The organism is Paraburkholderia caffeinilytica, assembly GCF_046030355.1.
GTDB classification, from domain to species: domain Bacteria; phylum Pseudomonadota; class Gammaproteobacteria; order Burkholderiales; family Burkholderiaceae; genus Paraburkholderia; species Paraburkholderia caffeinilytica_B.
On the sequence record NZ_JAQQCQ010000040.1, the window covers coordinates 25,468 to 48,840 of the forward strand.

Below are 23,373 nucleotides of genomic sequence, written 5' to 3' on the forward strand. Positions count from 1 at the left end.
ATTTCTACCGTCAACGTCGAGTCCGTCCAGCTGGACGGAAAAAATGGCGAGGTCAGTGTTTCACGTCGTCCGGTGACGAATGACCGATGCTGCGCATCGACCATTCACCCCGTTTTTTTGACGTCCGTTTTTCAGTGGCCCCGCCACACCCTCGCAAGACACATTGGCTTCCCCGGCCGTGCTTACGAAGACGATGTTCACCGCCGGGCTCCGGCTCCTGCTTCCCCGTACTACCGGAACCAGGCGGTAATGCATTCGCTTGTGAGGCTCCTAATGCAATGGCTGTGCCATGCCTGTTCAATCCCTTGATGCACGGTGATTTTCGTCCCAACGCACGGCGCCGGAGCCTGCCTCACGGCACAGGTTGATTCGGATTTGACACGCGATGGGTTCACCGTCCCACGCGTTGCGGCAGAATCCCGCTGTTTGCAGGGCCGGACACGCGCCTCACGGGGCCCTGCCCGGCCACGCTTTGCGGCCTGGCCCGGTCAAATGTGCCGATGCTTCGGGACGCGAAACAGCCCTCGCAAACGATTGCCCAATATGTCGCAAGCATGAGACACGGCGATTCGACGGCGTGGCATCCGTCGCACGTAAGCGCCCTGCGGTTTGCAGCACTGTGCGGTACCCCACGCTTCATCCGGATTAAGTGGCTATTTTTGAACGGCAAACAGCACGGCGAGGCGGGAAAAACGTTTCTGAATCCAGATTTGTTTGTATGGCGCTCGAAAGCACTTTCGCTTATCGTTAAGCAATGCGCCACATAGAGCGCCTATGTCAGGCCACCGAGGTAGAGAACGGCTTGTGTGATTCGGGGATGAAATCGTATAAGGCGGTTTCAGCGTTGAACGCTGTTCTGCTACCTGTCTGACGTCCGGCACCTCGCGGTTCCTGCCGCCGGTCCATGTCCCCGTCATTGCCGCTACCGTGAATTTGTCATTGCTGGTCTGTCCAATTCGTCGAAGAGCAGTTCTGAGAGCAGCAACGTTCCGGGGGTCACATGAGTACGACTTACACGCCTGCCGACGCCGAACGCACCGTTCTGTACGTGGCGAACTCGCCCGATCAGAATCTCGCCAGCTTCCTCGCCGCATCCGGCTGGCAGGCGGTGCACGCCAAAAGCACGGCGATCGCCGAACGCATGATCGAGCGCGACAACATCAAGGTCGGTCTGGTCGAATTGCCCGGTGACTGCACGTCCCAACATTTGTCCGCGTTGGCCTCCTGCATGCGGCGGGTCGAAACCAACTGGGTCGCGCAAATCGCGCCCGGCCAGGCGGAAAACGAACTGGTCAGCCGCTTCATCCTCGATTATTGCTTCGATTTCGTCACCCGGCCCTGGCTGAACGAGCGGCTGATATTCGCGCTCGGCCATGCGCACGGGCTCTCGAGCCTGCGCCACGCATCCGTCGCCCCCGAGCCCTCGCTTGGCCGACATGGCATGGTCGGGCAATGCGAGGCCATGCAGCAGTTGTACCGGCGCATCGACAAATGCGGGGTGACCGATGCCCCCGTGTTCGTCGCCGGCGAATCGGGCACCGGCAAGGAACTGACCGCTCGTGCGATTCATGAACGCTCGCCGCGCGCCGGCCGGGCGTTCGTCGCGATCAATTGCGCGGCCATTCCACCGAGCCTGCTGCAAGCCGAATTGTTCGGCCACGAGCGCGGCGCCTTCACCGGCGCGCTGCAACGCAAGATCGGCCGGATCGAAAGCGCCAACGAAGGCACGCTGTTTCTGGATGAAATCGGCGACATGCCGCACGAGTGCCAGGCGGTGCTGCTGCGTTTCCTGCAGGAAGGCACCATCGAACGGCTGGGCGGCAACGGGCCGATCAACGTTGACGCACGGGTCATTTCGGCGACCCACGTCGATCTGGACAAAGCAGTCGAAGACGGCCGCTTCCGCTCCGACCTGTATCACCGCCTGTGCGTGTTGCGGCTCGTCGAACCGCCGCTGCGCGAACGCGGCGGCGACATCAAGCTGCTCGCCAACTATGCGCTCAGCATGTACCGGCAGGACGGCGCCCGCAAATTGCGCGGGTTGTCGAGCGACGCGATCGTCGCCATGTCGAATTATCCCTGGCCGGGCAACGTGCGCGAGCTGATCAACTGCGTGCGCCGGGCCGTGGTGATGAGCGAGGGGCGCTTTATCACGGCAAGCGACCTCGGCTTGCCGGAAACCGAAAACGGGCCGGCCGTGACGCTGGCGGAGATCCGCAGCAAGGCCGAAAAGGATGCTATCGAACACGCGCTGCAACGGCACGGCTACAAACTGTCCGAAGCTGCGGCCGAGCTCGGCATTTCGCGGGCCACGCTGTATCGCCTGATGCACGCGAGCCGGCTGCATCAGGACCCGGCGGCCGGGCGCGCGTCGAACGCCAACGGCAGCGCGGATGCCGACGACGAGGCGGAGCGGCAGGCGCCCTCACTGGTTTGACCTCGCAGACCGCCTGAACGGGCAAGCAAGCCTCAGCACGTATTGCCGCGACCGTGCCGGGTTGCTGTGATCCGGGGTTGCCAGACGTTGTAACCGCCTGTCGGATCCTCCTTGGCGTTGCGACGCTAAATGCCGTTCATCTACATGGAAGCGGACTTGGCTAAGCAGCATGCACCGGCGCTCATGCGCCGTCCTTCCTCCGCTCTCGCCGCTTTCCCGCTCTTCTCGCTCTTCCCGTCCTGGCGAATCCGTGCAATGCGTTGGTCTTCGTACCGCCGTTGACTCCGGCCAGTTTCGCTCAACGACAGTTCAGAAAGCGGTGAAACGTCACGTTCAAGCGGCCGCCATACTGCTGGTACCCAATGTTTCATCAAACCACCCCTACCCGATCGGGAGCTTGCTCATGACGATAACCTGCTTCATCCGCTATCAGATCGACCCCTTCCAACGCGAGGCCTTCAACGACTATGCCCGCAACTGGGGCCGCATTATTCCGCGCTGCGGCGGTCATCTGATCGGCTACTTTCTGCCCCACGAAGGAACCAACGACATCGCCTGGGGATTGATCGCGTTCGACAGCCTCGCCGCATACGAAGCCTATCGGGCGCGATTGCGAGCCGACGCCGAAGCACAGGAAAACTTCCAGTTCGCGCAGACCAAGCGTTTCATTTTGCGCGAGGAGCGCACCTTCACCGAAGTGGTGGAAGGCACGCTCGGGGTGGCGGCGACGAATTCGGTGGAAGCAACGGAATAGGCACGCTGGGGCCGTCAAACCACGCAGTTTTGCGCGCTACACCATCAACGATACGTCCATCAGGCAAGCTTTCTGCTACCCAACGTTACAATTCGAAGCAGCTGGCCCAACCCTCGCGTGAGCACCGAAGCCGCCACGGATGGAACTTGTACGACTCAACCCGTGTCGGTCCAAGGTCACGCCGCCGAGCCGATTCACGCATGCCGGCACCACCGTCCGCACCTGGTACCCCGCTTTACACCCTATGCGCAAAATACTCCATGCCTGGTTTCTCGTTTTTCTCATCCTGAGCGCCTCACCGGTCTTCGCCGCCGCCACGGCGCAAGCCGCCTCCGCGGCATCCGGCGCCGCGCTCACCCTGACGCCCGAGCAGGCCCGCCAGGCCCTCGGCGTCCTCAATGACCCCAAACGCCGCGCACAAGTCAGCGACACGCTCGAGGCAATCGCCGCAGCGGGCGCGCTCAGCGCACCGCCTGCCTCGGCAGCCGCGGCTGCGTCGGCGCCCGCCGCGGCCAGCCACGCCGCCGCGCTCGTTCCAGCCGCCTTCCAGTCCAATGGCCTCGCCTCGCAACTGGCGCGTCAGGGCGCGCATTGGGCCGTCCATCTCGGCAAGTCGCTACGCAGTTCCGTCGCCGCCCTGCTTGATGTCGCTTCGGTACGTGCCTGGTGGCAATGGCAATCGACCAATCCGCACGCGCGTAGCGTGCTCGGTCAGGTCGCATGGTCGCTCCTGGCGGCACTGTTGCCCGCGCTCGCGCTCGAATGGCTCGCACGCCGCCTGTTGCGTCGCGCACACTCCGCGCTCGCCACGCGCCGCGAACGTATCGATGAAGAGCGTGCAGCGCGAGCCGACCTGCCCGTTGACGTCCACCCGCAACCCGCCGATGCGCCGAATGCCGCGCCGCCGCTGCCCGTTTCGCCCGCCCCAACCGTTCCGCCCGATAGCGCGGTGCAAGCAGCGAAGCCCGGCACGTCCGCGACGGCGCCCACGCCCGCCGCCGGTAAAACCACCAAAGCCACCGAAGCCACCGAAGCCAAAGGCAAGCAGAACGCCGTGGACCACTGGACGCTTCTGCAGCGCCTGCCGCGCGCGCTGCTGACGATGGTGCTGCGCCTGTTGCCGCTCGCAGTGTTCATCGGCGCAGCGAGCGCGCTGATGTCGATCTTCACCGAAGACGGCACGCCACAGGACCGCGCGCTCGATTCGCTGATCGACATCTACGTGCTGTGCCGCCTGATCGTGATCGTCAGCGGCTTCTTCCTTCAACCCACCGCGCCACGTCTGCGCCTGTTGCGTATGAGCGATGCGTGGGCCGTTTTCGTGCAGCGCTGGATCGTGCGGATCGTCGCCGTGACCGGCGCCGGTTCGGCGATCGCGGAGATCGCGCAGTCGCTCGGCTTGAACGATGCGGCCTATCTCGCGCTGATGAAAGTGGTCGCGCTCGCCAGCCACATCATGATCTCGATTCTGATTCTGAAATGTGCGAGACCGGTCGGCGAATTGATCCGCAAGCGCTTTGCAGCGAATTCATCGCTTGAAATGTTCGGCAACGCGCTCGCCGATGCATGGGCATGGTTCGCCGTGTTCGTCATCATGGCGCTGTGGTTCATCTGGGCGCTCGACGTGCAGAACGGCTATCACACGCTGCTGCATCTCGGCGGCATTTCGCTCGCGATCCTGGTCGGCGCGCGGGTCATCTCGATCGTGATCTTCGGCGCGATGGCGCGGCTTTTCCATGCCGAGGGCGACGCGACGGAGTCGCTCCTGCATCAGCATGCGTACCGCTATTACCCACTGCTGCGGCGGGTCGTCGCGTGGATCATCGGCATTGTCACGGCGCTCGCGTTGCTGCAAGTGTGGGGCGTCGACGTCGGCGAGCTGTTCCGCACCGGTTCGATCGGCCATCGGCTGGCTTCGGCGCTGGTCACGATCGGTATCGCTGCCGTCGTCGCGCTGCTGGTGTGGGAAGGCGTCAACGTGGCCGTCGAACGTCGGCTGGACCGCTGGACCACCAGCGGCGACCTGGTGCGCGCCGCGCGTCTGCGCACGCTGCTGCCCATGCTGCGCAGCGCGCTCCTGTGCGCGATCGCACTGGTGGTCGTGCTCACCGGCCTCAGCGAGCTCGGCGTGAACATCGGGCCACTTCTCGCCGGCGCGAGTATCTTCGGTGTGGCGCTTGGTTTCGGCTCGCAAAAGCTGGTGCAGGATTTCATCACCGGCATTTTCCTGTTGATGGAAAACGCCATGCAGGTCGGCGACTGGGTCACGCTCGCGGGGGTGTCCGGCACAGTCGAATACCTGTCGATCCGCACCGTGCGCTTGCGCGGCGGCGACGGCTCGCTCTACACCGTGCCGTTCAGCTCGGTCACGACGGTGAACAACACCAATCGCGGGCTCGGCAATGCGGCGGTGAAGGTGAATATCGTGTTCGGCCAGGATGTCGATCGGGCGATCGATACGCTCAAGGAAATCGGCGCCGCGCTGCGCGAGGACGAGAAGTTCAAGGACGGCATTCTGTCCGACTTCAGCTTCTGGGGCGTGGACGGGGTGGACGGCTCGGCGGTGACGCTGGCCGGCCAGATCCAATGCCGCGACAGCGCGCGCTGGGGCGTACAACGCGAATTCAACCGGCGCATTCTCGACCAGTTCAGCGCGCGCGGCATTGAAATCGCGAACCCGCAGCGGCATTTGCTGACGTGGGATCCGGAGAGCGCATTGCCCTCCGGCGCGCCACCAGCAGACGCTGCGGGCAACGACGCGCCGCCGTCCGCCGATGCCAGGCGCGGCGACGCGGCACGCAACGATGCCGTGCCCGCCGACACGCCAGCCGACGCTGCCGCGCCGGACGCCCCGCCGAAAGGTCAGCCGCCTGTCGATTCTAAGCCCGAGGCGCCTGCAGGAACGCCAGCAAATCCCGGTTCAGCTTCTCCGCATGCGTGAAGTAAAGGCCGTGAGGCGCGCCCTCATAGACCTTCAGCATGGCGCCTTCGATCAGCCTCGCGGTAGGCCGTCCGGTGAGTTCGAGCGGCGCGGAGGCGTCGCGATCGCCGTGCAGTACGAGCGTCGGCACGCGAACTTCCGCGAGCTCGGCACGAAAATCCGTGTTGGCCTGCACGCGGGCCAATTCGAGCGCGGCTTCGAGCGACGTCTCCAGCATCATTCTGATGGTCCAGTCGATCGCCGCGCGCGAGGTGTCCGGCATGAAGTAAGGGACAGCATGCGCTTCGATCCAGTCGAAGAACGAGCGGCGCATCTCAGCGCGGCCCGCTTCGAACAGCTCGCCGTCGATGCCATTCGGGTTGTCCGCGGTCTTTAGCAGAAACGGTGTGGCTGCCGGCGCGACCAGCACCACGCGTGCAATGCGTGCCGAACCATGCCGGCTCAGATAGCGGACGATCTCACCCGAGGCGATCGAGTGGCCGACCAGCGTAACGCCGCTCAGATCAAGTGTGCGCAGCACGGCGTCGAGATCGTCCGCAAGCGTGTCGTAGTCGTAGCCGCGGCCCGGATCGCCTGAGCGGCCATGCGCGCGGCGGTCGTAGGCAATGCAGCGGCAACCGAGGCGCGACAACGGTTCCATCTGGTACGCCCACATCTGCGAATTCAGCGTCCAGCCGGTCATGAATACGAGCGGCGCACCCTGCCCCCAGTCGCGGTAGAACAGGCGCGTGTTGTCGGCAGTGCGGATAAAGCCAGGATCGCTGGCGAGCAGTTGCGCGGTCGTGTTCATGGTCAGCCTCTCTTCTCTCGGGTGGAAACGTTGCAGTACCGTCACTGTGACCGTCGACGGAACGCAGGTCGATTACCCCGGAGGTAAAGAGAATGACTTTGCTGGAGAAAGGCACCGGCTAACCTCGTCGGTGGAAAAGCGGCAGTGCCCGCCGGCTTCGACATTACCGCTCACTGCACCTGCCACCAGCGTGGCAGCAAACGTCGCACTTCCGGCCGCCGATAGCGGTCGTCGATCAGATGCACCACGCCCTGATCCTGCTCCGTGCGAATCACCCGGCCGGCGGCCTGCACGACCTTCTGCAAACCCGGATACAGATACATGTAGTCGTAGCCGCTGCCGAACTTCGCGTCCATCGTGCGGCGCATCTGCTCGTTGACGTCGTTCATCTGCGGCAGGCCGAGCGTGGCGATGAACGCGCCAATCAGCTGCTGGCCGACCAGATCGACGCCCTCGGAAAACGCCCCGCCCAACACCGCGAAGCCGACACCCTGGTTCATGGTGCGAAAGCGCGCGAGAAACGCGTCGCGCGCGGCCTCGTCCATGCCCGGCTCCTGTGTCCATAGCGGCAGTTCCGGATGACGCTCGCGCATCAACCCCACCACCTGCTGCAGATACTCGAAGCTGCTCAGGAACCCGAGATAATTGCCGGGTTGCGCTGCATACTGCTTTGCGATCAGATCGACGATGGGCACAAGCGAGCGCTCACGGTCACGCCAGCGCGTGGATACGTTGCCGGCCACCCGCACCTGCAATTGTTCAGCGCGAAACGGCCCAACGACCTCGAGCCAGTTCGTCTGCTCCGGCAAACCCAGCGTGTCGCGATAGAAATGATGCGGACTGAGCGTGCCGGAGAACATCACGGTGGTGCGCGCCGCCGCGTAGCGGCCCGCGAGGAACGGCGCCGGGATCACGTTGCGCACGCATAGCGTGGCGCACGTTTTGTCGCGCGGGGCGTAGCGATCCGTGGCGAGCGCGATATCGAAAATCGAATGGTCGCCGAATTGCTCCGCCAGCGCGACGAAATGCATGGCGTCGAAGAAAAACCGCAGCGACGCTTCGTCGATTGAAAGCGGTGCCTCGGCGAGTTGATCCGTCACCGCGCCGATCAGATTCTGCGCGGCCGAAAGCAGTTTGCCTGGGACCTCGGCATAGACCTGATAGGCGGCGGTCTGCGCGCGCTTGACGGCATTCCACTCTCGCTGAAGCCGTTCAAGCGGCCTCTTCAACGTCGCAGGCGCGGTTTTGCGGGCGAGCCGGAACGCCGCCTGATCGAGCGACGCGCTGTACATGCGCCGTGCCCGGTCGAGCAGGTTATGCGCCTCGTCGACCAGCACGCCGATGCGCCACTGGTTGATCTGCGTGAGCGCGTACAGCATCGCGCTGCTGTCGTAGTAGTAGTTGTAATCGCCGACCACCACGTCGGACCAGCGCGCCAGTTCCTGCGCGAGATAGTAGGGGCAGACGTCATGCCCGAGCGCCGCTTCGCGCACCGCCGCCCGGTCGAGCCGCGGCCCGGCCAGCGCCGTGCTGCGCGCCGCGTCGAGCCGATCGTAGAAACCGCGCGCGAGCGGACAGGACTCGCCGTTGCACGCCTTGTCGGGATGCTCGCAGGCTTTGTCGCGGGCGACCAGTTCCAGCGTTCTCAGCGGCAAGCGCGTGGAGGACGGCGCGGCGCTTCGATGAAGCGTTTCGATCGCATCGAGGGCAAGCGCGCGGCCGGGCGTTTTCGCGGTGAGGAAGAACACGCGGTCGATCTGGTCCGACGCACACGCCTTGAGCAATGGAAAGATCGTCGCCAGCGTCTTGCCGATGCCGGTCGGCGCCTGCGCCATCAATGGCGTGCCGTCACGCGCCGCGCGATACACCGAAACCGCCAGTTCACGCTGACCGCTGCGAAACTGGCCATGCGGAAACTGCAAGGCGCTGAGCGCGGCATTGCGCGCGGCGCGATGGGCCTCTTCCTGCACCGCCCAATCGAGAAAGCACTCGCATTGCTCGACGAAGAAAATCTCCAACTCACGCGCCGTATGCGTTTCGGTCAGCACCGTTTCCTTCTGATTGCCGATGTCGAAGTACACCAGCGCGACCGTCAATTCGGGAAGTCCGCGGGCATGGCACAGCAGATGGCCGTACACCAGCGCCTGCGCCCAATGCAGCGTGCGGTGATTGGCAGGCATCCGTTCGAGCGCGCCACGATGGGTCTTGACCTCTTCCAGCCGGTTCGACAGCGGGTCGTAGCCGTCGGCCCGGCCACGCACGGTCAGGCCGCGATGTGTGCCCGTCAGCGTAATCTCGGTTTCATAGCCGCTCGCGCGCCGCCCGGCCACGGTTATGTGGCCGGCCATGCCTTCCAGCGAGGTGGGCGCGGGTGTGAAGCGCAGATCCAGATCGCCGCGTCTTGCGGTGAATTCGCACATCGCCCGTACGGCGACCACGTAGGTCATATAGCGGCCTCGTTCGGAACCGCTGTCGTATCCACCTCCGCGACTTCTGTCACCACGTCGCATGCGGCGGCGTCTTCATCGGCCCATCGCACGTCGAGCACGCGTACTGGCATGCCGTGCTGCGCGCAATACGCGAGCCAGCGGATCTGGTTGTCCTGCAAGCGGTCGCCGGGGCCTTTCACTTCGATTAATTCATAACGGCGCTCTGTGGGCCAGAAACGAATCAGATCCGGCAAACCGGAGCGGTTGCCGCGAATGTCGCGCAGCAGACGCTCGAACCACAGTTTCAGATGCGCCGCGGGGAGACAATCGAGCGCCAGGACGACGAGTTCCGGCGTCAGCAGGCCCCAGAATACGAACGGCGATTGCAGACCCGCCTTGCTTTCCAGATGCCGCAGAATCGTCTCACGATAGGCACTGCTGTCGAGTTGCGCCAAACACGCGGAGAATTGTCCGGCGCGGCGCGCATGAAAATCCGGCGCATGCAGATCGGCCGGCCCGCGCTGGAACGGATGGAAAAACGCGCCGGGCAACGCGGCGAATACCGGCTCCCAGCACAGCAAGCCGAACAGCGAGTTGATCAACGCGTTTTCGACGTAGTGAACCGGAGCCGACTCGCATGTCAGATAATCCCGTGCGACGTATTCGACCGGTTGCGGCGCGTCTGGTCTCGGCAGGACCAGCGTGCTGCGCTCGACCGGCCGTGCGGCAGACACACGCGCCACCGGTTCGCCCCGCTTGCGCTGCAAACGAGGCAACATGCGCGCGACGCGCTGCGCTTCCTCTTCGCTTTCCGGCGTGGCGGCCGCTTGCGAAGCAAGGGAAAACGCTTCGTCGAATCGTTCGCTGCGCTCCAGCACGCGCACGCGCCGATGGCGCGCGCCGGGCCACGTGCAACGCTCATAGACGGCGAGCGCGGCGGCCCAGTTGTGCTCACGCTCGCAATGCTGGCCGATAAGAAACAGCAATTTCGCGCGACGCGTTTCGAGCCACGGGTTCGAAGTTTCGATTGCGGTAATCACGGCGACGAGTTCCTCGATCGCCACGGACTCCGCATTACCTGCGGGCAGCCATTCGAGCGCATCGCGGCATTCGTGCAACGCGAGATAAACGTCAACGTCCACGCGTTGCTGGAAGGCGCGCGACGACGGCGCGAATGCCACCTTCTCGTACTGGAACACGCCGAGATCGGCGAGCACGAACTCCGACCAGTCCTGCTGAAGATTGCCGAAGAACATCAGGCGCAGCCGCTCGCAAAGCGGCGCGATGGCGACGTGGAAGATGCAGTCTGTGGTGTGGCTGTGCCAGGTTGATAACGGCTGCGCGGCGGCGCCTCGCTCTTCGCCTTCGCCTTCGCCTTCGCCTTCGCCTTCGCCTTCGCCTTCGCCTTCGCCTTCGCCTTCGCCTTCGCCTTCGCCTTCGCCTTCATAAAACGGGCGCAGTGTTTCCAGCAGATCGGGTTTGCGCAAGCCTTTCGCGCCGGGAATCAACGCAATAGCGTCCGCAAAGATCAGCAGCAACTCCGGACGCGTGGTGAGCGCGAACAGATCGTCGAGCGTCAGGTTCGGCTCGGTGTCGACCCACCCGAGTACTGCCAGGGACGCAACGGCCTGCAAAGGACAACCGATCTCGTCATAAGAAAGGCGGCTGGCGCGGAACAGCGTGCCCTTGCGCATCAGCATGCGAACCAGCAACGCACGCGAGGGCTGGGGCAAAGCGGCGAAATCGCGCAGGAAGCTATGTTCGTGCGCGTCCAGCAGATCGTCATAACGCTCGGCAAGCCACGCCAGCGCACGCTCGAAATTCAGCAGGTAATAAGGGACATCAGAGCGGACGTCTGACGGAGTGTCTGTCGCCACGGCGCGTTCATTAAACCTGTATGTTTATACAGTAATGATATCAAAACCCGTAAGCGCGCCGGACGACGATACTCAGCGCCGCCCCTTCATCACGACACCGCTCGCATTCCGAGGTTGCACGCGGACGTGAGCAGCCGCCGTATCACTCGCTAGATTTCTTGTGGTGCGGACACCCACACCACAGTCAACGACCGCACGCCCTGCGCGCCGCGAATCAGCACGCCTTCGATATCCGCAGTGGCCGAAGGGCCGGTGACCAGCGCCGCATAGCGCGCATCGCGGAAGTCGTCGCGACGGTACACGTCCTGCAAGCCGTCGAGCACTGCCGCCGGATCGAGCAACACGACCAGATGCTGCACGAGGTATCCCAGCGCATTGACCTGATACTCGCGCTCGCTGAACCACACCGAGCCGGTTTCAGCCACGCCGAAGCGTCCCCGCACCACGCCGACGTCGATATCCTGCAGCGAAGCCGGTTCGGTTTCGGCCGTGATCACGCGTGTGCCGGGCACTTCGGGCGTCGCCGACGCCACCGACGCAGCATCACCGAACCGCTCACGGATCAGCGCAAGCACATCACCCGCAGCCGGCGCTTCGACACAGCTCCCGCCCATCGCCTGCAATGCCGTCGTGAAGCGCGCCCGCAAGTCCCCGCCCGTCGCAGCGAACAACGGCACATCAGGCCGTGGACGCGCCGGTGGTTGCGCGCCACGCACTTTCGCCAGAAAAGCTTCACGCGTTGCCATCGCCATTCCCCCGATTCTTCTTGTACCAGGCGTGGAAGGTCAGCTTCGGCGCCTCCGGCAACTCGCGCTGCCGGCCCCAGATGTTAAGCGGGTTATACAGCACGAAATTCGGCAAGCGCCGCAGCGCGCCGCCCATCGACGACACCGTCGCCCGATACAGCGTCGGGCTCGCGAGCAAGCGCCCCGCCATCTTCAACACTTCCTGCTTCACGAACGGCACCTCGTGACGCTCGGCGATCACCGTGCGCCATTTGTAGATCTGCTCGTGAATATTGATCTTCACCGGACACACGTTCGTGCAACTGCCATTGAGCGTCGACGCGAACGGCAACGCGCTGTAGCGCTTCAGATCGAAGGTCGGATTGATGATGGCGCCGATCGGCCCCGAATACGTGCCGCCATACGACAAACCGCCGCTGCGCCGGTACACGGGGCACGTGTTCATACACGCGCCGCAACGGATGCATTTGAGCGAATACCAGAAGTCCTCCATCGCAAGCCGCTCCGAACGGCCATGATCGACGAGGATGAAATGCATCTCGGTGCCCGGACGCGGCGCGCGAAAATGCGACGTGTACTGCGTAATCGGCGAACCGAGCGCGCTGCGTGACAGCATGCGAATAAATACGCCGAGATCCGACACCTTCGGAATCAGCTTCTCGATACCGATCGACGCGATATGCAGCGGCGGCACATTTGCCGACAAGTCGGCATTGCCTTCGTTCGTACACACCACGACCGTACCCGTCTCCGCCACCGCGAAATTACAGCCCGTCATGCCCGCCGTTTTCTCGCGCACGAAATACGGCCGCGTATTCATTCGCTGACTTTCCGCGAGGTAGTGAATATCGCTGTTGTGCGGATCGGTACCGATGGTCCGGCCGAACAGTTCGGCCACATCGGCACGCAGTTTATGGACCGCGGGCACCACCATATGGCTCGGGTCCTGGTGATCGAGCTGCTGGATGCGCTCGCCGAGATCGGTCTCCATCACCGTGATGCCACGCGGTTCGAGATACTCGCGCATCTTGCATTCATCGGTGAGCATCGACTTGCTTTTGACGAGCGTGGTCATGCCGCGCTCGGACATGATCTTGTGGACCAGCGCGTTGTGCTCTTCAGCGGTCGCGGCCCAATGCACCACCACACCATTTGCTTCCGCTGCAGCGGCAAACTGTTCGAGGTAGTCGGACAGATGCGACAGCGTGTGCTCCTTGATGCCCGACGCCAGTTCGCGCAGCGTCTCCCATTCCGGAATGCCGTGCGCCTGCGCGTCGCGCTTCTCACGCAGATCCCACAGACGCCTGTCGTGAAACGCGACATGCTCCGTCTTCCTGATGAAAGCGCCCGCGGCTTTCGCGTGATCGATGCGGCTCATGCGCGTGCTCCGTTAAGGATCTGCGCGATATGGATAAAGCGTGCGTCGGCTTTCATCCGTTCCGCGCAGCCTTGCTGGTGCATCAGGCACGACATGTCGCCCGATACGATGTATTCGGCGCCCGCGTTCAGATGATCGCGGACCTTGTCCTGCCCCATGCGCACCGACACCGGTTCTTCGGTCACCGAGAAGGTGCCGCCGAAACCGCAGCATTCGTCGGGCCGCGACGGTTTGACGAATTCGATGCCTTTGACGCCTTCGAGCAAGGCGCGCGGTTTCGAAAACGGCGGCGCGGCAATTTCCGAGACCGAGGCTTCCTTCAGATGCCGCAGCGCACTGCAGCTGTTATGCAGGCCGACGCGATGCGGAAACTCGGCCCACGGAAACTCACGCGCGCCCACCACGTCATGCAGAAACTCGACGAGTTCGTAGGCGTTGGCGCGGACCTTACTGACTTCATCGGTCTGCTCGAGCGCGGTCAAATGCTCGCGCACGTGATGAATGCAACTCGCCGACGGCCCGACGATGTAGTCGTAACCGGCAAAGTTGCGTGCAAACACGCGCTCGGCGCCGGCTGCCTCGGCGTGTGCGCCGCTGTTGGCCATCGGCTGGCCGCAGCAGGTTTGCTCCTGCGGATAGTCGACCTCAATGCCGAAGCGTTCGAGCAATTCGAGCGTGGCGATTCCCACCTCGGGATAAAAAGCATCGATGAAGCACGGGATAAACAGGGCTACTTTCATAAGCTCATTGAAAGAAAAGCGGGGACCGTGATTCACCTACTTTAGTGCGGAATCAAGGCGGCGCAGGCGTTTTCCTGCCGACAGCGTGTTTGCGGTCGGTCAGTAAGACTGGTCTTGTTGGTCTGACCACGAAATATAAGGAAGTCGCCGGGCGGTGTCAACCGGGAGAAACCGTGGGTAGAAAAGGCTGCGCAGACCTCAGGAAATCACGCTCGAAGGCTTCGTCGCATCTTCCCTGTACATCTCGCGCACATAAGTCAGATGACGCTCGGCGGCCTTGCGCGCCTTTTGCGCATCGCGCGCCATGACTGCGTCGTAGATGGCCTGATGCTGGCTCATCAACTGCTTTTCCATCGCGTCGTCGTAGTCGATCAGGCGATGGTACTGGCGCATGCCTTCGCGAATCAGCGTATGGATACCGTGCATCACATGCGCGAGCGCGATGTTATGGGTGGAGTCCGCAATCGCGAGGTGAAACGCAGCATCCAGTTCCGCGAGGTTCACGCGGTCTTGCGACTGGGAGCCGGCCTTCAGTGCGTCGAATGCCTCGGTGATCTTCTGCAGATCGGCGGCCGTGGCGCGCTCGGCCGCGTATACCGTCGAAATCGATTCGAGACCCTGGCGCAGTTCGAGAATATCGGCACTGGTGCGCGGATTTTGCAGCAGCAACTCGGCGAGCGGCTTGGAGATGATCGGCGCGGTGACGTCGACGACCGTGAAGCCGCCCCGCCCCGAGGTTTCGATATACCCGTCCGCTTCCAGCCTGATCAGCGCTTCCCGCAACGACGGCCGCGACACCCCGAGCTGCGTGGCCAGATCGCGTTCGGCCGGCAACCGGTCGCCGGGCATCAGCGCGCCGTCCGAGATCAGTTGCTTGATCTGGTCGGACACCACGTCGGAAAGCCGTTTGCGCGTGAAGGACTGGATCGGGAGAAATGGCATGGGCGGCGCGCGGGTGGAAGCCTGGTTTCAGCCTGGCCGAAGCCGGGTAGATGAAGTCTGGTTGGCAAAGCCGGGACAAGGGCATGGGCGCGCCTTCGAAGCAGCGCGCCGGGTGGCGGAATTATACCGTTCAACAACTCGCCACGGACTTGCGCACCGGCAATCCGCCGACGAACGCGGCAATCCGTTCGCACGCATCGATCAGGCTCGCTTCATCGACCACGAAGCCGAGCCGCACGAAGCCATTCGCGGTCTCGCCGAAGGCACTGGCGTCGAGCAGCGACACGCCTTGCGCGCGAAACAGTTGCCAGGTGAAGTCGACCGTATCGAGGCCCGTGCCGCTGACGTCGACCATCATGAACATGCCGGCTTCCGGCAGCAGGCAACGCAAGCCCGGCACGCGATGCAAGCGCTCGAACACGACGTCGCGGCGGCGCCGGTAAATCTCGCGCATTTCGGCGACGATCGGCGCCTTGTTCTGAAGAGCCGTCAACGCGGCCTGCTGGATGAAGCCCGGCAAGCCATACAGCATCGCCAGCGCGAGCCGCCCCATATGCTCGATCAGCGTGGCAGGCCCGATCGCCCAGCCCACACGCCAGCCGGCCATGGCATGCGATTTCGACAGACTGCCGAGCGTCACCGTGCGCTCCGCCATACCGGGCAATGCGGCGATGCTCACGTGCTCACGCTCGAACGTGAGGTCCGCATAGACCTCGTCGGAGAGCACCCACAGATCGTGCTCGCAGGCGATCCGCGCGATGCGCTCCAGATCGGCACGCGGCATCACCACGCCGGTCGGATTGCAGGGTGTGGCAAAGAAAATCGCCTGAGTGCGCGGCGTGACGGCCGCTTCGAGCGCGTCACAGTCGAGGTGAAACGCCCGCGCGGGATCGACCGGTACCGGCACGAGCGTGGCGCCCGCGGCGCGCACACAGGCTTCGTAGGTGAGATACATCGGCTCGGGAACGATCACTTCGTCGCCCGCTTCCAGCAGGCACAGCGAGGTGGCGAATACGCCGTTCTGCGCCCCTGCCGTCAGAATCACGTTGGCCGCGCTCACCGCGCAACCCGTGGTGTGCGAGTGATCTTCGGCAATCGCCGCGCGCAGCGGCTCACGCCCGGACACTGCGCTGTAATGCGTATCGCCGCCGCGCAAGGCCTCGATAGCCCGCTCGACGATCGGTGCGGGCGTTGCGAAATCGGGATCGCCCACGCTCAGGACGATCACATCTTCGCCCTTGGCGAGCGCCTGTTGCGCGACACGATGGATCTCCCACGCCGACGTGCGCCTGCCTTGCAGACGCTCGACCAGATTCGAGTACTTCATTGACTTACCCCGCTTCGACTTGAGCCGCCAATGTAAAGGGGCGCGGGCGAAACGTCCAGATACGAAAAAGAGTCACGCGAGCAGCTGGACTCGCGTGACGTGTCGATGAAGCCTCGTTTTTGATGGTGCGAAGTGCGCTTAAACCTGGCGGCGCAGTTCCGCCGGGGGCACCTTCATCAGATGACGGTATTTCGCCACGGTGCGGCGCGCCACAAGCACGCCCTGATCCGCGAGCATTCTCGCGAGTGTCACATCGGACAGCGGGTCCTGTGTGTTCTCCGCGGCGATCATTTCCTTGAGCAACGCGCGCACGGCCGCAGCCGAACAGGTGCCGCCGCTTTCAGTACCAAGTTCACGCGGGAAGAAGTGCTTGAACTCGAAAATGCCACGCGGCGTAGCCATATATTTGTTGCCGGTCGCACGTGAGATGGTGGACTCGTGCAGACCGAGTTCCTCGGCCACGTCGCGCAGCACCATCGGTTTGAGCGCGATTTCACCGTACTGGAAGAAGGCCCGTTGATGCGCGACGATGCACTCGGCCACGCGCTGAATCGTATCGAAGCGCTGCTGCGCATTGCGGATCAGCCAGCGTGCTTCCTGCAATTGCTGCGCGAGCGGCGAGCGGCTTGCCCCGGCCGACTGCGCGAACAGCTCGGCATACATGCGATGGATGCGAGCGCGCGGCTGCACGGCCGGATTGATCGTCACCACCCATTTGTTGCGCACCTGCCGCACGATCACGTCCGGCACCACGTAGTTGTCTTCGGTACGGCCGTAGTTGTTGCCCGGCTTCGGATCGAGCTTGCGCACCAACGCGCAGGCCACCCGCAGTTCCTCGGCACTGCAGCCAATCTGCTTTTGCAGTTCAGCCTGTTCGCGGCGCGCGAGACGCTCCAGATGATGGTCGACGATTTGCCGCGCCACCTCGCGTCCCGGCGTGTCCGCCGGCAAAGCATTGACTTGCAGCGACAGACACTCCGACAGCGAGCGGGCCCCGAGACCGGGGCGATCGAGCGATTGCACAAGACGCAGCGCCACCAGCAATTCTTCTTCAGTCAATTCGGGTTCGAGGTCGACGCTATCCGCAAGTTCTGAGAGTTCCTGACGCAGATAACCGTCGTCGTCGAGCGCCTCGATGATGAAGCGGGCCACCGCGCGGTCACGGTCGTCGAGTCGATACAGACGCAGCGAATCGTGCAACTGCTCGCGCAACGTCGGTTGGGAACGTGCCCATTCAGCAGGGTCGCTACTATCGGAGTCGCCATTCTGGCGTGTCGAACTGCGACTGCTGTAGTCGCCCGAAAAGTCGCCGGGTATGTCGTCCTGCCCCGCGCTTTCCATCGTGTCGCTGCCGGCGGTGTCCGCTTGTGACGACTCGGGTTCAGCGGCGGCGACCGTGTCCGTCGCAGGTATCGCGCCGGTGTCGTCGCCAGGTGTGGTGGTGGCGAGTGCGACGTCTTCCGTGTCTGTCGAGTCGTACTCGAGGAACGGGTTGGTGTCGAGCGCGGTGCGCAACTCCTGCTGGAACTCCAGAGACGACAACTGCAACAGACGCACCGATTGCTGCAAACGCGGCGTGAGTGCGAGGGACTGTCTTGCGCGTAGTTCAATTGACGGCATTGTAGTGAGGTCCCATTGAGAGCTGAAAAAGGTTATGACCTCAATAGAGCAACTGTCATACCAGCTCGCCCAACACACTGTTTTTTCTCGGTTTTGCCTTTTCAGGCCCGCCAATTGCGCAGCGGGCGAGCGCCATTTTTACAAGGACCCGGCAATTTCCGGCCGCGCGCGTTGCCGATCGCCGGACAGCACACGGTACTTGCGCGTCCTGTTATTCCTCAGCCTAAACACATGGGCTGTAACGGCTTTTCCCCACATGAGGCATTGGTACAGCGCACCAGGCACACGCCTTGCGAAGGAATCGAGGTGGACGGACGTAGGTCTTTGCACGCGAATCAATTGCGAGGGAGCGCCGGTTGCAATGGCCAACCAAACGCATGCATAGGCCATCGTCCGGTGTCGATAACGGGCCCTGACGGAACCGTAGCGGCAACGACCCCACGCGAGTCATCAACGGTTTCGACCGCGATCGACCGCAGGCAACAAGACCGCATCTTTTATCAACACCCGAAGGAGAAACCATGAAGACCATCCAGCTTCTGAAGACCGCCGGTAGCATCGCTTGTGTTGCATTCGCCCTGAACGCCACGGCACAAACCAGCGCCTCGGCCCCGTCGGCAGCATCCGAAACCATCGGCCAGCACGTCGACGACGGCACCATCACCACCAAGGCCAAGGCCGAACTGCTCAGCGCGAAAAACGTCAAATCGACCCATATCCACGTGAAGACCCGCAAGGGCGTGGTGTGGCTCACGGGTTCGGTGCCGTCGGCTGACGACAAGGCCGCTGCAGGAGAAGTCGTGAAGGGTGTCGATGGCGTCTCGAGCGTGCGGAACCATCTGAAGGTCGTAGCGGAATAAGCGCGGAATCTCCTCTGCTGTCCCGCTTCAGGTAGCCGGCGCCCAGTACAAGCGCCGGCTACCTGTCTGTCGTTAACGCTTGGCCACAGCGTACTGATCGCGCAAATCGCGCACGCGGTCATGATTTTGCAGTACACCCTGGTACTGACGCTCGACGATAGCCCGTACATCCGACGGCAAATCCTTTTCGAGCGCTTCGTGATAACGCTTCTTTGCGACGTCTTCGCCCTTTTCGCATTCGGCGAGAATGTCGTGATCACTGCGATCCGTCACGGCCGATTTCACGTCAACCCAGCCGCGATGCAGCGCACCGCTCACGCTGCCGCCTGTTTCGGGCTTACCGCCCAACGCCTGAACCGAGTCCTGCAATTCACGCGCACCGCGCGCGCAATCGTCGGCGCGCGACAGAAACAGCGTTTTCAGTTGCGCGTCATGCGCGTCTTCTGCTGCTTTGCGAAAGCCCTTCTCACCATCTTTCGACGTTTCGACCAGATCGTTCAGCACGGAAACAACGTTCGTTGCCATTCAATACCTCCAGGAGTTTCGTTAATCGTGGAATCCGCCGCTACGCACTTCCCTGTCGCCACGGAGTTCATCTGTCTATGCGCATGAGCCGTGCCCGGCGCGTGCGGTCGTCGATACGCTGCCAGGCTTCGCAGGCGTTTAACCCTCTTGCCGACGCACGTAAATGTTGCGCACCCAAGTGGCGGCCTCTCCAACCGGGAACGCTGCCCAGCGGGCTTCTGATGCACGCCGCGCGGGACAGTCCGGTTTGAAATGCAAAACGGCCCGACGTATGTCGGGCCGTTTGATCGTCTATCGCATCTTCCCTCAAGCGAAAGCGAGCACGTTAATCAAGCATGCCGCTCGCTGAATTCGTTGAGCGGCTCGGGCGTTTTGAGCGGATCGAAGTCGGCCCAGCGCCCTTGCTGCCAGCGCCCACTCGCACGTTCTATCGCCTGGCCCCCTGCTTCGCGTAATACGCGAGCCGCGTCGAACTGATTGTCGGGCGATACGTGCACGGCCACCAACACGCCGGAATCGCGCATTTCCTGATGAAACGGCAAATGGTGGCCAGCCTTGCCGGCTTCGCGCGTGCGCGCCATCGCCCCGACCAGCGAGCCCACGTACGCGCCGACGCCCGCCGCGATCAGCGAGACGACAATCGGCGCCGAAAACGCGGCGAATATTCCCACACCGACCACCGCTCCCACAACCGCGCCGATGGTGACACCCATGCCCGCGCCCTTCGGTGCTTCCTTCGCACTCGCATCGGTGCCGGTATCGCCGCCGATCGGATAACGCGCGTGCTGGCCGCGCGGATTGACAAAAAACAGCGTGACGTCTTCCTCGACGAAACCTGCGTTGAAGAGCTTTTGCGCCGCGTCTTCCGCGGCTGGGAAAGTCGTAAATCGTGCTGCGACGATAAGTGACATAAGGCCTCCTTACATCGTTGAATCGCGGGTTGCGGACTTTCGCGGTCCCTGCCGCCGCACGGCATCGCGCGGGAAAATACGCGCGGGCGGTCGGCAAGCGCCCGGACTACGCGGGGGTTCCGCGATCGGGTTCCATGCCTTCCACTCTGAACAGTCCACTATGCAACACTACGCCTTCGCCGCCATTCTGGTCGAGTGCTTCCGCGCAAACCGAGCGGATGCGGTTGCGCCCCTTGTCGAACGCCGCCATCAGGGTAGCTTCAAGCGCGGAATCGGCGCCGAAATGATCTTCCAGCGCCTCGGCCGTAATCGCGCACACCACCGCTTCGCCGTCGACGCGCGCCATGAAGCGCACGGTCAGATTCGTTCCGTCGAAGTCCGGTGCGTCGTCGGGAAAAGTAATCTGCATAAGGGAATCCTCATAGGCCGGCCGGGGCAGGATCGCGCTCATGACGACCCCTTCATTGAACCGGCGAGTTGCTGCGCCATGGCAAGGTGATGCCTGATGGTAGGCAACGCGTGCGCGGCAGCCGCCTTCAGTTGCGAATCGGTGCCGCTCTGGCTCTCCTGCTGGAACAGGTCGACCGCTCGCTGGTGCGCTTCCACGCCGATCTGCTCGACGTAGGCCTGATCGAATTCGCGGCCCTTGAGCGTTTGCAGCTTGCCGACCAGCGCCGAATCAGCGGATGGCGTGGTGGTGAACCCCTTCTTCGCGACGAGTGCGGCCATGCCATGCGAGAGTTTCGTATGGTCCGTAATCATTTGTTGCGCGAATTTCTTGACGTGCGGATCACGCGAGTTCGTCAACGCGATTTTGCTTGCCGCGATTTCGGTGGCGTCAGACTGTGAGGCATCCTGCACGAACTGCTGGTCTGCCGGCGAGAGCTTCGTATCGCTCATGGGCGCATCGCTCGCGGGGGCATCGCTGGCTTGTGCGTATACAGCTCCGATTGACGCCGCGCCAAGCCCCAACGCAACTGTCATCACTTGTACGGAATACCAGAATTTCATGCATTTTCTCCCTGGTCGGCCTATCCACCGAAGCGGGCTGGGCAATGAAGGGAAGTGGTATTTCAAAACCACTTCCGCGACCTAGCCCTGCCCCCTCGTTACCTCGCTTTACCTCGTTAGTCAGCAAAGGACGTGCCTATGTCTGATGACGGCCTAGGGACCATGCGGATCGTCATCAAGGCCATCGTCATCCGCACCCAGCGGATCGACGATGCGGTCGGGTTCAATATCGCCGTTCCCGACGAATGTCGAATCGCCGTCAGCCGCGGCACGCTCGCCCGTACCGGCGCGATCAGTGTCACTGCCAAGCTCGGTGTCACCGGTCTCCAGCGCGTGGTTGTCCAGTTCTGAATCGACATCGAATTCATGGCGTTTCGCACCGGCGACGTCGCTACCGCTATCGGACGAATCGCTCGGCCCGAGCGCGCCCGTCGTGCCTGAGGTTTGTTTCACTTTCTGTTGCGGCTCTTCATCTGGGTTTAGCGTGCTGCTCATGGCGTTCTCCTTTCTCCTTGATTGATATCCGGTTACCCGTAGGCAGGATTCGCAAGGACCGTTCCGCCCATTCATACCGCCGCGGAGCGCCCACGGCGGGCATTGCATTTGCTTGCAGCCAGTCATCGGCGCCCCACGCGCTTCATGCCTGAAACTTCTACCTCCAACAATGGCTGCCACGATCCGATCGACCCAATCGACCCACCCGACGCAGCGCCACACGGAGCGAGCTGAACGCGCAAACGCCACCGTCCAGCAAGTCGCCCCCGCAGTCATGCCGCCGGGCTTGCGACACGCCGACGACAGCAAACCCGGCTACACGCGCAAGCGCGAAAAAGACGGCTTCGTCTACATCGATCTGAGCGGCAAGCGGATCGTCGACGAAGACGAAATCAAACGCATCAATGCGCTCGCCATTCCGCCCGCTTATGAAGAAGTCTGGATTTGCCCCGACGCGCGTGGCCATATCCAGGCGACGGGCCGCGACGCACGCGGCCGCAAGCAATACCGCTACCATCCGCGCTGGCGCGAAACACGCGACACCGACAAATACGAACGCATGGCCGAGTTCGGACGTGCGTTGCCGAAAATCCGCGCACGTGTCGCACGCGACCTGAAACTGCCGGGCATGCCGTGCGACAAGGTCATCGCCGCGATCGTGCAGTTGCTCGATACGACGCTGATCCGCATCGGCAGTGTGGAGTATGCGCGCGACAACCAGTCGTACGGGTTGACGACGCTGCGCAAGAAGCACGTGGTCAATTGCGCTTCAAATTTCGCGGCAAGAGCGGCATCGAGCATGACGTAACGGTGGACAATCCACGCATCAAACGCATCGTGCGCCGCTGCGCCGAGCTGCCGGGCCACGACCTGTTCCAGTATCTCGACGAAGACGGCATACGCCGCACGGTCGGTTCGGCCGACATCAACGACTACCTGCGCCGCGCAAGCGATGCCGACTTCACTGCGAAGGACTATCGAACGTGGGCCGGCAGCGTCTATGCATTGGCCGCGCTACGGCGGCTGATGTGCGGCAGCGCAGCAGAGGCGCGCCGCCATATCGTTGCAACCGTCAAGGACGTGGCGGCGTTGTTGCGCAATACGCCCGCGGTTTGCAGACGCTGCTACATCCACCCGGCGATACTCAGTGCGTTCGAGGCGGATGAATTGCAGAGCTTGCCGCCCGGCCGTGCGCGTCGTGGATTGAGAGTAGACGAAGTGGCATTTGCCACGCTGCTCGCCCACGCGGAAAAACGGGCGGCGAAACTGGCGCGCAAGGCTGGCGCCAAGGGCCGCGCGAAGCGGGAAACGGCGGTGACGGACAGTATCAATGGCTCGTTGACCAGCCTGCTGAAGAAGTCACGCGTAGTGCGTAAAAAGGCTGCGGTGGAGGCTGCGGCGAAGACCGCCGCAACGGCCAGCGCGCAAATCGCACGGCAGCCGGCTGCGTCCTGAGCGACTGGCTTACCGACTAGCCTACTGACTGGCGCCGGAGGCTGCGGCCGGCGCACTCGTCGCATCGGTGGCGGGGGGGGGCGCCCCCCCCCCCCCCGGGCGCGGGGGGGCGGCCCCCCCCCCCCCGGCCCGCCG

At 63.2% G+C, this 23,373-nt stretch carries 18 protein-coding genes and 1 pseudogene; 5 read left to right on the forward strand and 14 right to left on the reverse strand.

All coding sequences use genetic code 11. The features are described 5' to 3' along the window. The first annotated feature begins 1,000 nt into the window (after window positions 1-1,000). The 3 genes from PQQ95_RS35315 to PQQ95_RS35325 all read left to right on the forward strand — a co-directional run bounded on the left by PQQ95_RS35315 (window position 1,001) and on the right by PQQ95_RS35325 (window position 6,132). Complete coding sequence (locus tag PQQ95_RS35315; protein WP_408446683.1) at window positions 1,001-2,437, forward strand: sigma 54-interacting transcriptional regulator; 1,437 nt, start codon at window positions 1,001-1,003, stop codon at window positions 2,435-2,437. A 403-nt stretch (window positions 2,438-2,840) separates the two neighbouring features. Beyond that, window positions 2,841-3,191, forward strand: coding sequence for an NIPSNAP family protein (locus PQQ95_RS35320; RefSeq protein WP_408446731.1), 351 nt, complete (start codon window positions 2,841-2,843; stop codon window positions 3,189-3,191). A gap of 244 nt (window positions 3,192-3,435) precedes the next feature. Then, entirely contained in the window at window positions 3,436-6,132 is a 2,697-nt protein-coding gene (locus PQQ95_RS35325; protein ID WP_408446686.1) for a mechanosensitive ion channel family protein, read from the forward strand. On the opposite strand, the gene PQQ95_RS35330 is transcribed toward PQQ95_RS35325, so the two are convergent. From PQQ95_RS35330 to PQQ95_RS35370, 9 genes are all read right to left on the reverse strand, one after another. Then, complete coding sequence (locus PQQ95_RS35330; RefSeq protein WP_408446689.1) at window positions 6,071-6,922, reverse strand: alpha/beta fold hydrolase; 852 nt, start codon at window positions 6,920-6,922, stop codon at window positions 6,071-6,073. The genes PQQ95_RS35325 and PQQ95_RS35330 overlap by 62 nt on opposite strands. 170 nt (window positions 6,923-7,092) lie before the next feature. Beyond that, window positions 7,093-9,369: an ATP-dependent DNA helicase gene (locus PQQ95_RS35335; protein WP_408446692.1), complete on the reverse strand. Its 2,277-nt coding sequence runs from the start codon at window positions 9,367-9,369 to the stop codon at window positions 7,093-7,095. Continuing rightward, window positions 9,366-11,228 carry a VRR-NUC domain-containing protein gene (locus PQQ95_RS35340; RefSeq protein ID WP_408446695.1) on the reverse strand — a complete coding sequence of 621 codons (1,863 nt, stop codon included), beginning with the start codon at window positions 11,226-11,228 and terminating at the stop codon, window positions 9,366-9,368. The genes PQQ95_RS35335 and PQQ95_RS35340 overlap by 4 nt, the downstream gene beginning before the upstream one ends. A gap of 149 nt (window positions 11,229-11,377) precedes the next feature. Next, window positions 11,378-11,974, reverse strand: a complete 597-nt coding sequence (locus PQQ95_RS35345; protein WP_408446697.1) for a LutC/YkgG family protein — start codon at window positions 11,972-11,974, stop codon at window positions 11,378-11,380. Further along, window positions 11,961-13,352, reverse strand: a complete 1,392-nt coding sequence (locus PQQ95_RS35350; protein WP_408446699.1) for a lactate utilization protein B — start codon at window positions 13,350-13,352, stop codon at window positions 11,961-11,963. The genes PQQ95_RS35345 and PQQ95_RS35350 overlap by 14 nt, the downstream gene beginning before the upstream one ends. Further along, a complete protein-coding gene (locus PQQ95_RS35355; RefSeq protein ID WP_408446702.1) occupies window positions 13,349-14,092 on the reverse strand; it encodes a (Fe-S)-binding protein in 744 nt (247 codons plus the stop codon). The genes PQQ95_RS35350 and PQQ95_RS35355 overlap by 4 nt, the downstream gene beginning before the upstream one ends. Window positions 14,093-14,290: 198 nt before the next feature. Continuing rightward, window positions 14,291-15,034, reverse strand: coding sequence for a FadR/GntR family transcriptional regulator (locus PQQ95_RS35360; protein WP_408446705.1), 744 nt, complete (start codon window positions 15,032-15,034; stop codon window positions 14,291-14,293). Between the two features lie 130 nt (window positions 15,035-15,164). Next, window positions 15,165-16,361 carry a pyridoxal phosphate-dependent aminotransferase gene (locus PQQ95_RS35365; protein ID WP_408446706.1) on the reverse strand — a complete coding sequence of 399 codons (1,197 nt, stop codon included), beginning with the start codon at window positions 16,359-16,361 and terminating at the stop codon, window positions 15,165-15,167. Between the two features lie 138 nt (window positions 16,362-16,499). Further along, window positions 16,500-17,981, reverse strand: a complete 1,482-nt coding sequence (locus tag PQQ95_RS35370) for an RNA polymerase factor sigma-54 (protein ID WP_408446709.1) — start codon at window positions 17,979-17,981, stop codon at window positions 16,500-16,502. A gap of 521 nt (window positions 17,982-18,502) precedes the next feature. On the opposite strand from PQQ95_RS35370, the gene PQQ95_RS35375 reads away from it, so the two are divergent. Continuing rightward, complete coding sequence (locus PQQ95_RS35375; RefSeq protein ID WP_408446711.1) at window positions 18,503-18,841, forward strand: BON domain-containing protein; 339 nt, start codon at window positions 18,503-18,505, stop codon at window positions 18,839-18,841. Between the two features lie 72 nt (window positions 18,842-18,913). Here PQQ95_RS35375 and PQQ95_RS35380 read toward each other — a convergent pair whose 3' ends face one another. The 5 genes from PQQ95_RS35380 to PQQ95_RS35400 form a co-directional block, all read right to left on the reverse strand. After that, on the reverse strand, window positions 18,914-19,366 hold the full coding sequence (locus PQQ95_RS35380) for a PA2169 family four-helix-bundle protein (RefSeq protein ID WP_408446714.1): 453 nt from the start codon (window positions 19,364-19,366) through the stop codon (window positions 18,914-18,916). 329 nt (window positions 19,367-19,695) lie between these two features. Then, a complete protein-coding gene (locus tag PQQ95_RS35385; protein ID WP_408446717.1) occupies window positions 19,696-20,277 on the reverse strand; it encodes a hypothetical protein in 582 nt (193 codons plus the stop codon). A 106-nt stretch (window positions 20,278-20,383) separates the two neighbouring features. Further along, window positions 20,384-20,728 (reverse strand): DUF1488 family protein, encoded by a 345-nt coding sequence (locus PQQ95_RS35390; protein WP_408446719.1) that lies wholly within the window; start codon window positions 20,726-20,728, stop codon window positions 20,384-20,386. Then, window positions 20,725-21,288 carry a DUF4142 domain-containing protein gene (locus PQQ95_RS35395; RefSeq protein WP_408446722.1) on the reverse strand — a complete coding sequence of 188 codons (564 nt, stop codon included), beginning with the start codon at window positions 21,286-21,288 and terminating at the stop codon, window positions 20,725-20,727. The genes PQQ95_RS35390 and PQQ95_RS35395 overlap by 4 nt, the downstream gene beginning before the upstream one ends. Before the next feature lie 153 nt (window positions 21,289-21,441). After that, window positions 21,442-21,783, reverse strand: coding sequence for a chemotaxis protein (locus PQQ95_RS35400; protein ID WP_408446723.1), 342 nt, complete (start codon window positions 21,781-21,783; stop codon window positions 21,442-21,444). 274 nt (window positions 21,784-22,057) lie between these two features. Between PQQ95_RS35400 and PQQ95_RS35405 the strand changes: the two are divergent. Continuing rightward, window positions 22,058-23,238, forward strand: a pseudogene (locus PQQ95_RS35405) (DNA topoisomerase IB). The last annotated feature ends 135 nt before the right edge of the window (window positions 23,239-23,373 follow it).

What these genes read in the sequence shown, in the direction of transcription:
- PQQ95_RS35315 (WP_408446683.1), top strand. Translation starts at nt 1,001, where the DNA reads ATGAGTACGACTTACACGCCTGCCGACGCCGAACGCACCGTTCTGTAC.
- PQQ95_RS35320 (WP_408446731.1), top strand. Translation starts at nt 2,841, where the DNA reads ATGACGATAACCTGCTTCATCCGCTATCAGATCGACCCCTTCCAACGC.
- PQQ95_RS35325 (WP_408446686.1), top strand. Translation starts at nt 3,436, where the DNA reads ATGCGCAAAATACTCCATGCCTGGTTTCTCGTTTTTCTCATCCTGAGC.
- PQQ95_RS35330 (WP_408446689.1), bottom strand. Translation starts at nt 6,922, where the DNA reads ATGAACACGACCGCGCAACTGCTCGCCAGCGATCCTGGCTTTATCCGC.
- PQQ95_RS35335 (WP_408446692.1), bottom strand. Translation starts at nt 9,369, where the DNA reads ATGACCTACGTGGTCGCCGTACGGGCGATGTGCGAATTCACCGCAAGA.
- PQQ95_RS35345 (WP_408446697.1), bottom strand. Translation starts at nt 11,974, where the DNA reads ATGGCAACGCGTGAAGCTTTTCTGGCGAAAGTGCGTGGCGCGCAACCA.
- PQQ95_RS35350 (WP_408446699.1), bottom strand. Translation starts at nt 13,352, where the DNA reads ATGAGCCGCATCGATCACGCGAAAGCCGCGGGCGCTTTCATCAGGAAG.
- PQQ95_RS35355 (WP_408446702.1), bottom strand. Translation starts at nt 14,092, where the DNA reads ATGAAAGTAGCCCTGTTTATCCCGTGCTTCATCGATGCTTTTTATCCC.
- PQQ95_RS35360 (WP_408446705.1), bottom strand. Translation starts at nt 15,034, where the DNA reads ATGCCATTTCTCCCGATCCAGTCCTTCACGCGCAAACGGCTTTCCGAC.
- PQQ95_RS35365 (WP_408446706.1), bottom strand. Translation starts at nt 16,361, where the DNA reads ATGAAGTACTCGAATCTGGTCGAGCGTCTGCAAGGCAGGCGCACGTCG.
- PQQ95_RS35370 (WP_408446709.1), bottom strand. Translation starts at nt 17,981, where the DNA reads ATGCCGTCAATTGAACTACGCGCAAGACAGTCCCTCGCACTCACGCCG.
- PQQ95_RS35375 (WP_408446711.1), top strand. Translation starts at nt 18,503, where the DNA reads ATGAAGACCATCCAGCTTCTGAAGACCGCCGGTAGCATCGCTTGTGTT.
- PQQ95_RS35380 (WP_408446714.1), bottom strand. Translation starts at nt 19,366, where the DNA reads ATGGCAACGAACGTTGTTTCCGTGCTGAACGATCTGGTCGAAACGTCG.
- PQQ95_RS35385 (WP_408446717.1), bottom strand. Translation starts at nt 20,277, where the DNA reads ATGTCACTTATCGTCGCAGCACGATTTACGACTTTCCCAGCCGCGGAA.
- PQQ95_RS35390 (WP_408446719.1), bottom strand. Translation starts at nt 20,728, where the DNA reads ATGAGCGCGATCCTGCCCCGGCCGGCCTATGAGGATTCCCTTATGCAG.
- PQQ95_RS35395 (WP_408446722.1), bottom strand. Translation starts at nt 21,288, where the DNA reads ATGAAATTCTGGTATTCCGTACAAGTGATGACAGTTGCGTTGGGGCTT.
- PQQ95_RS35400 (WP_408446723.1), bottom strand. Translation starts at nt 21,783, where the DNA reads ATGAGCAGCACGCTAAACCCAGATGAAGAGCCGCAACAGAAAGTGAAA.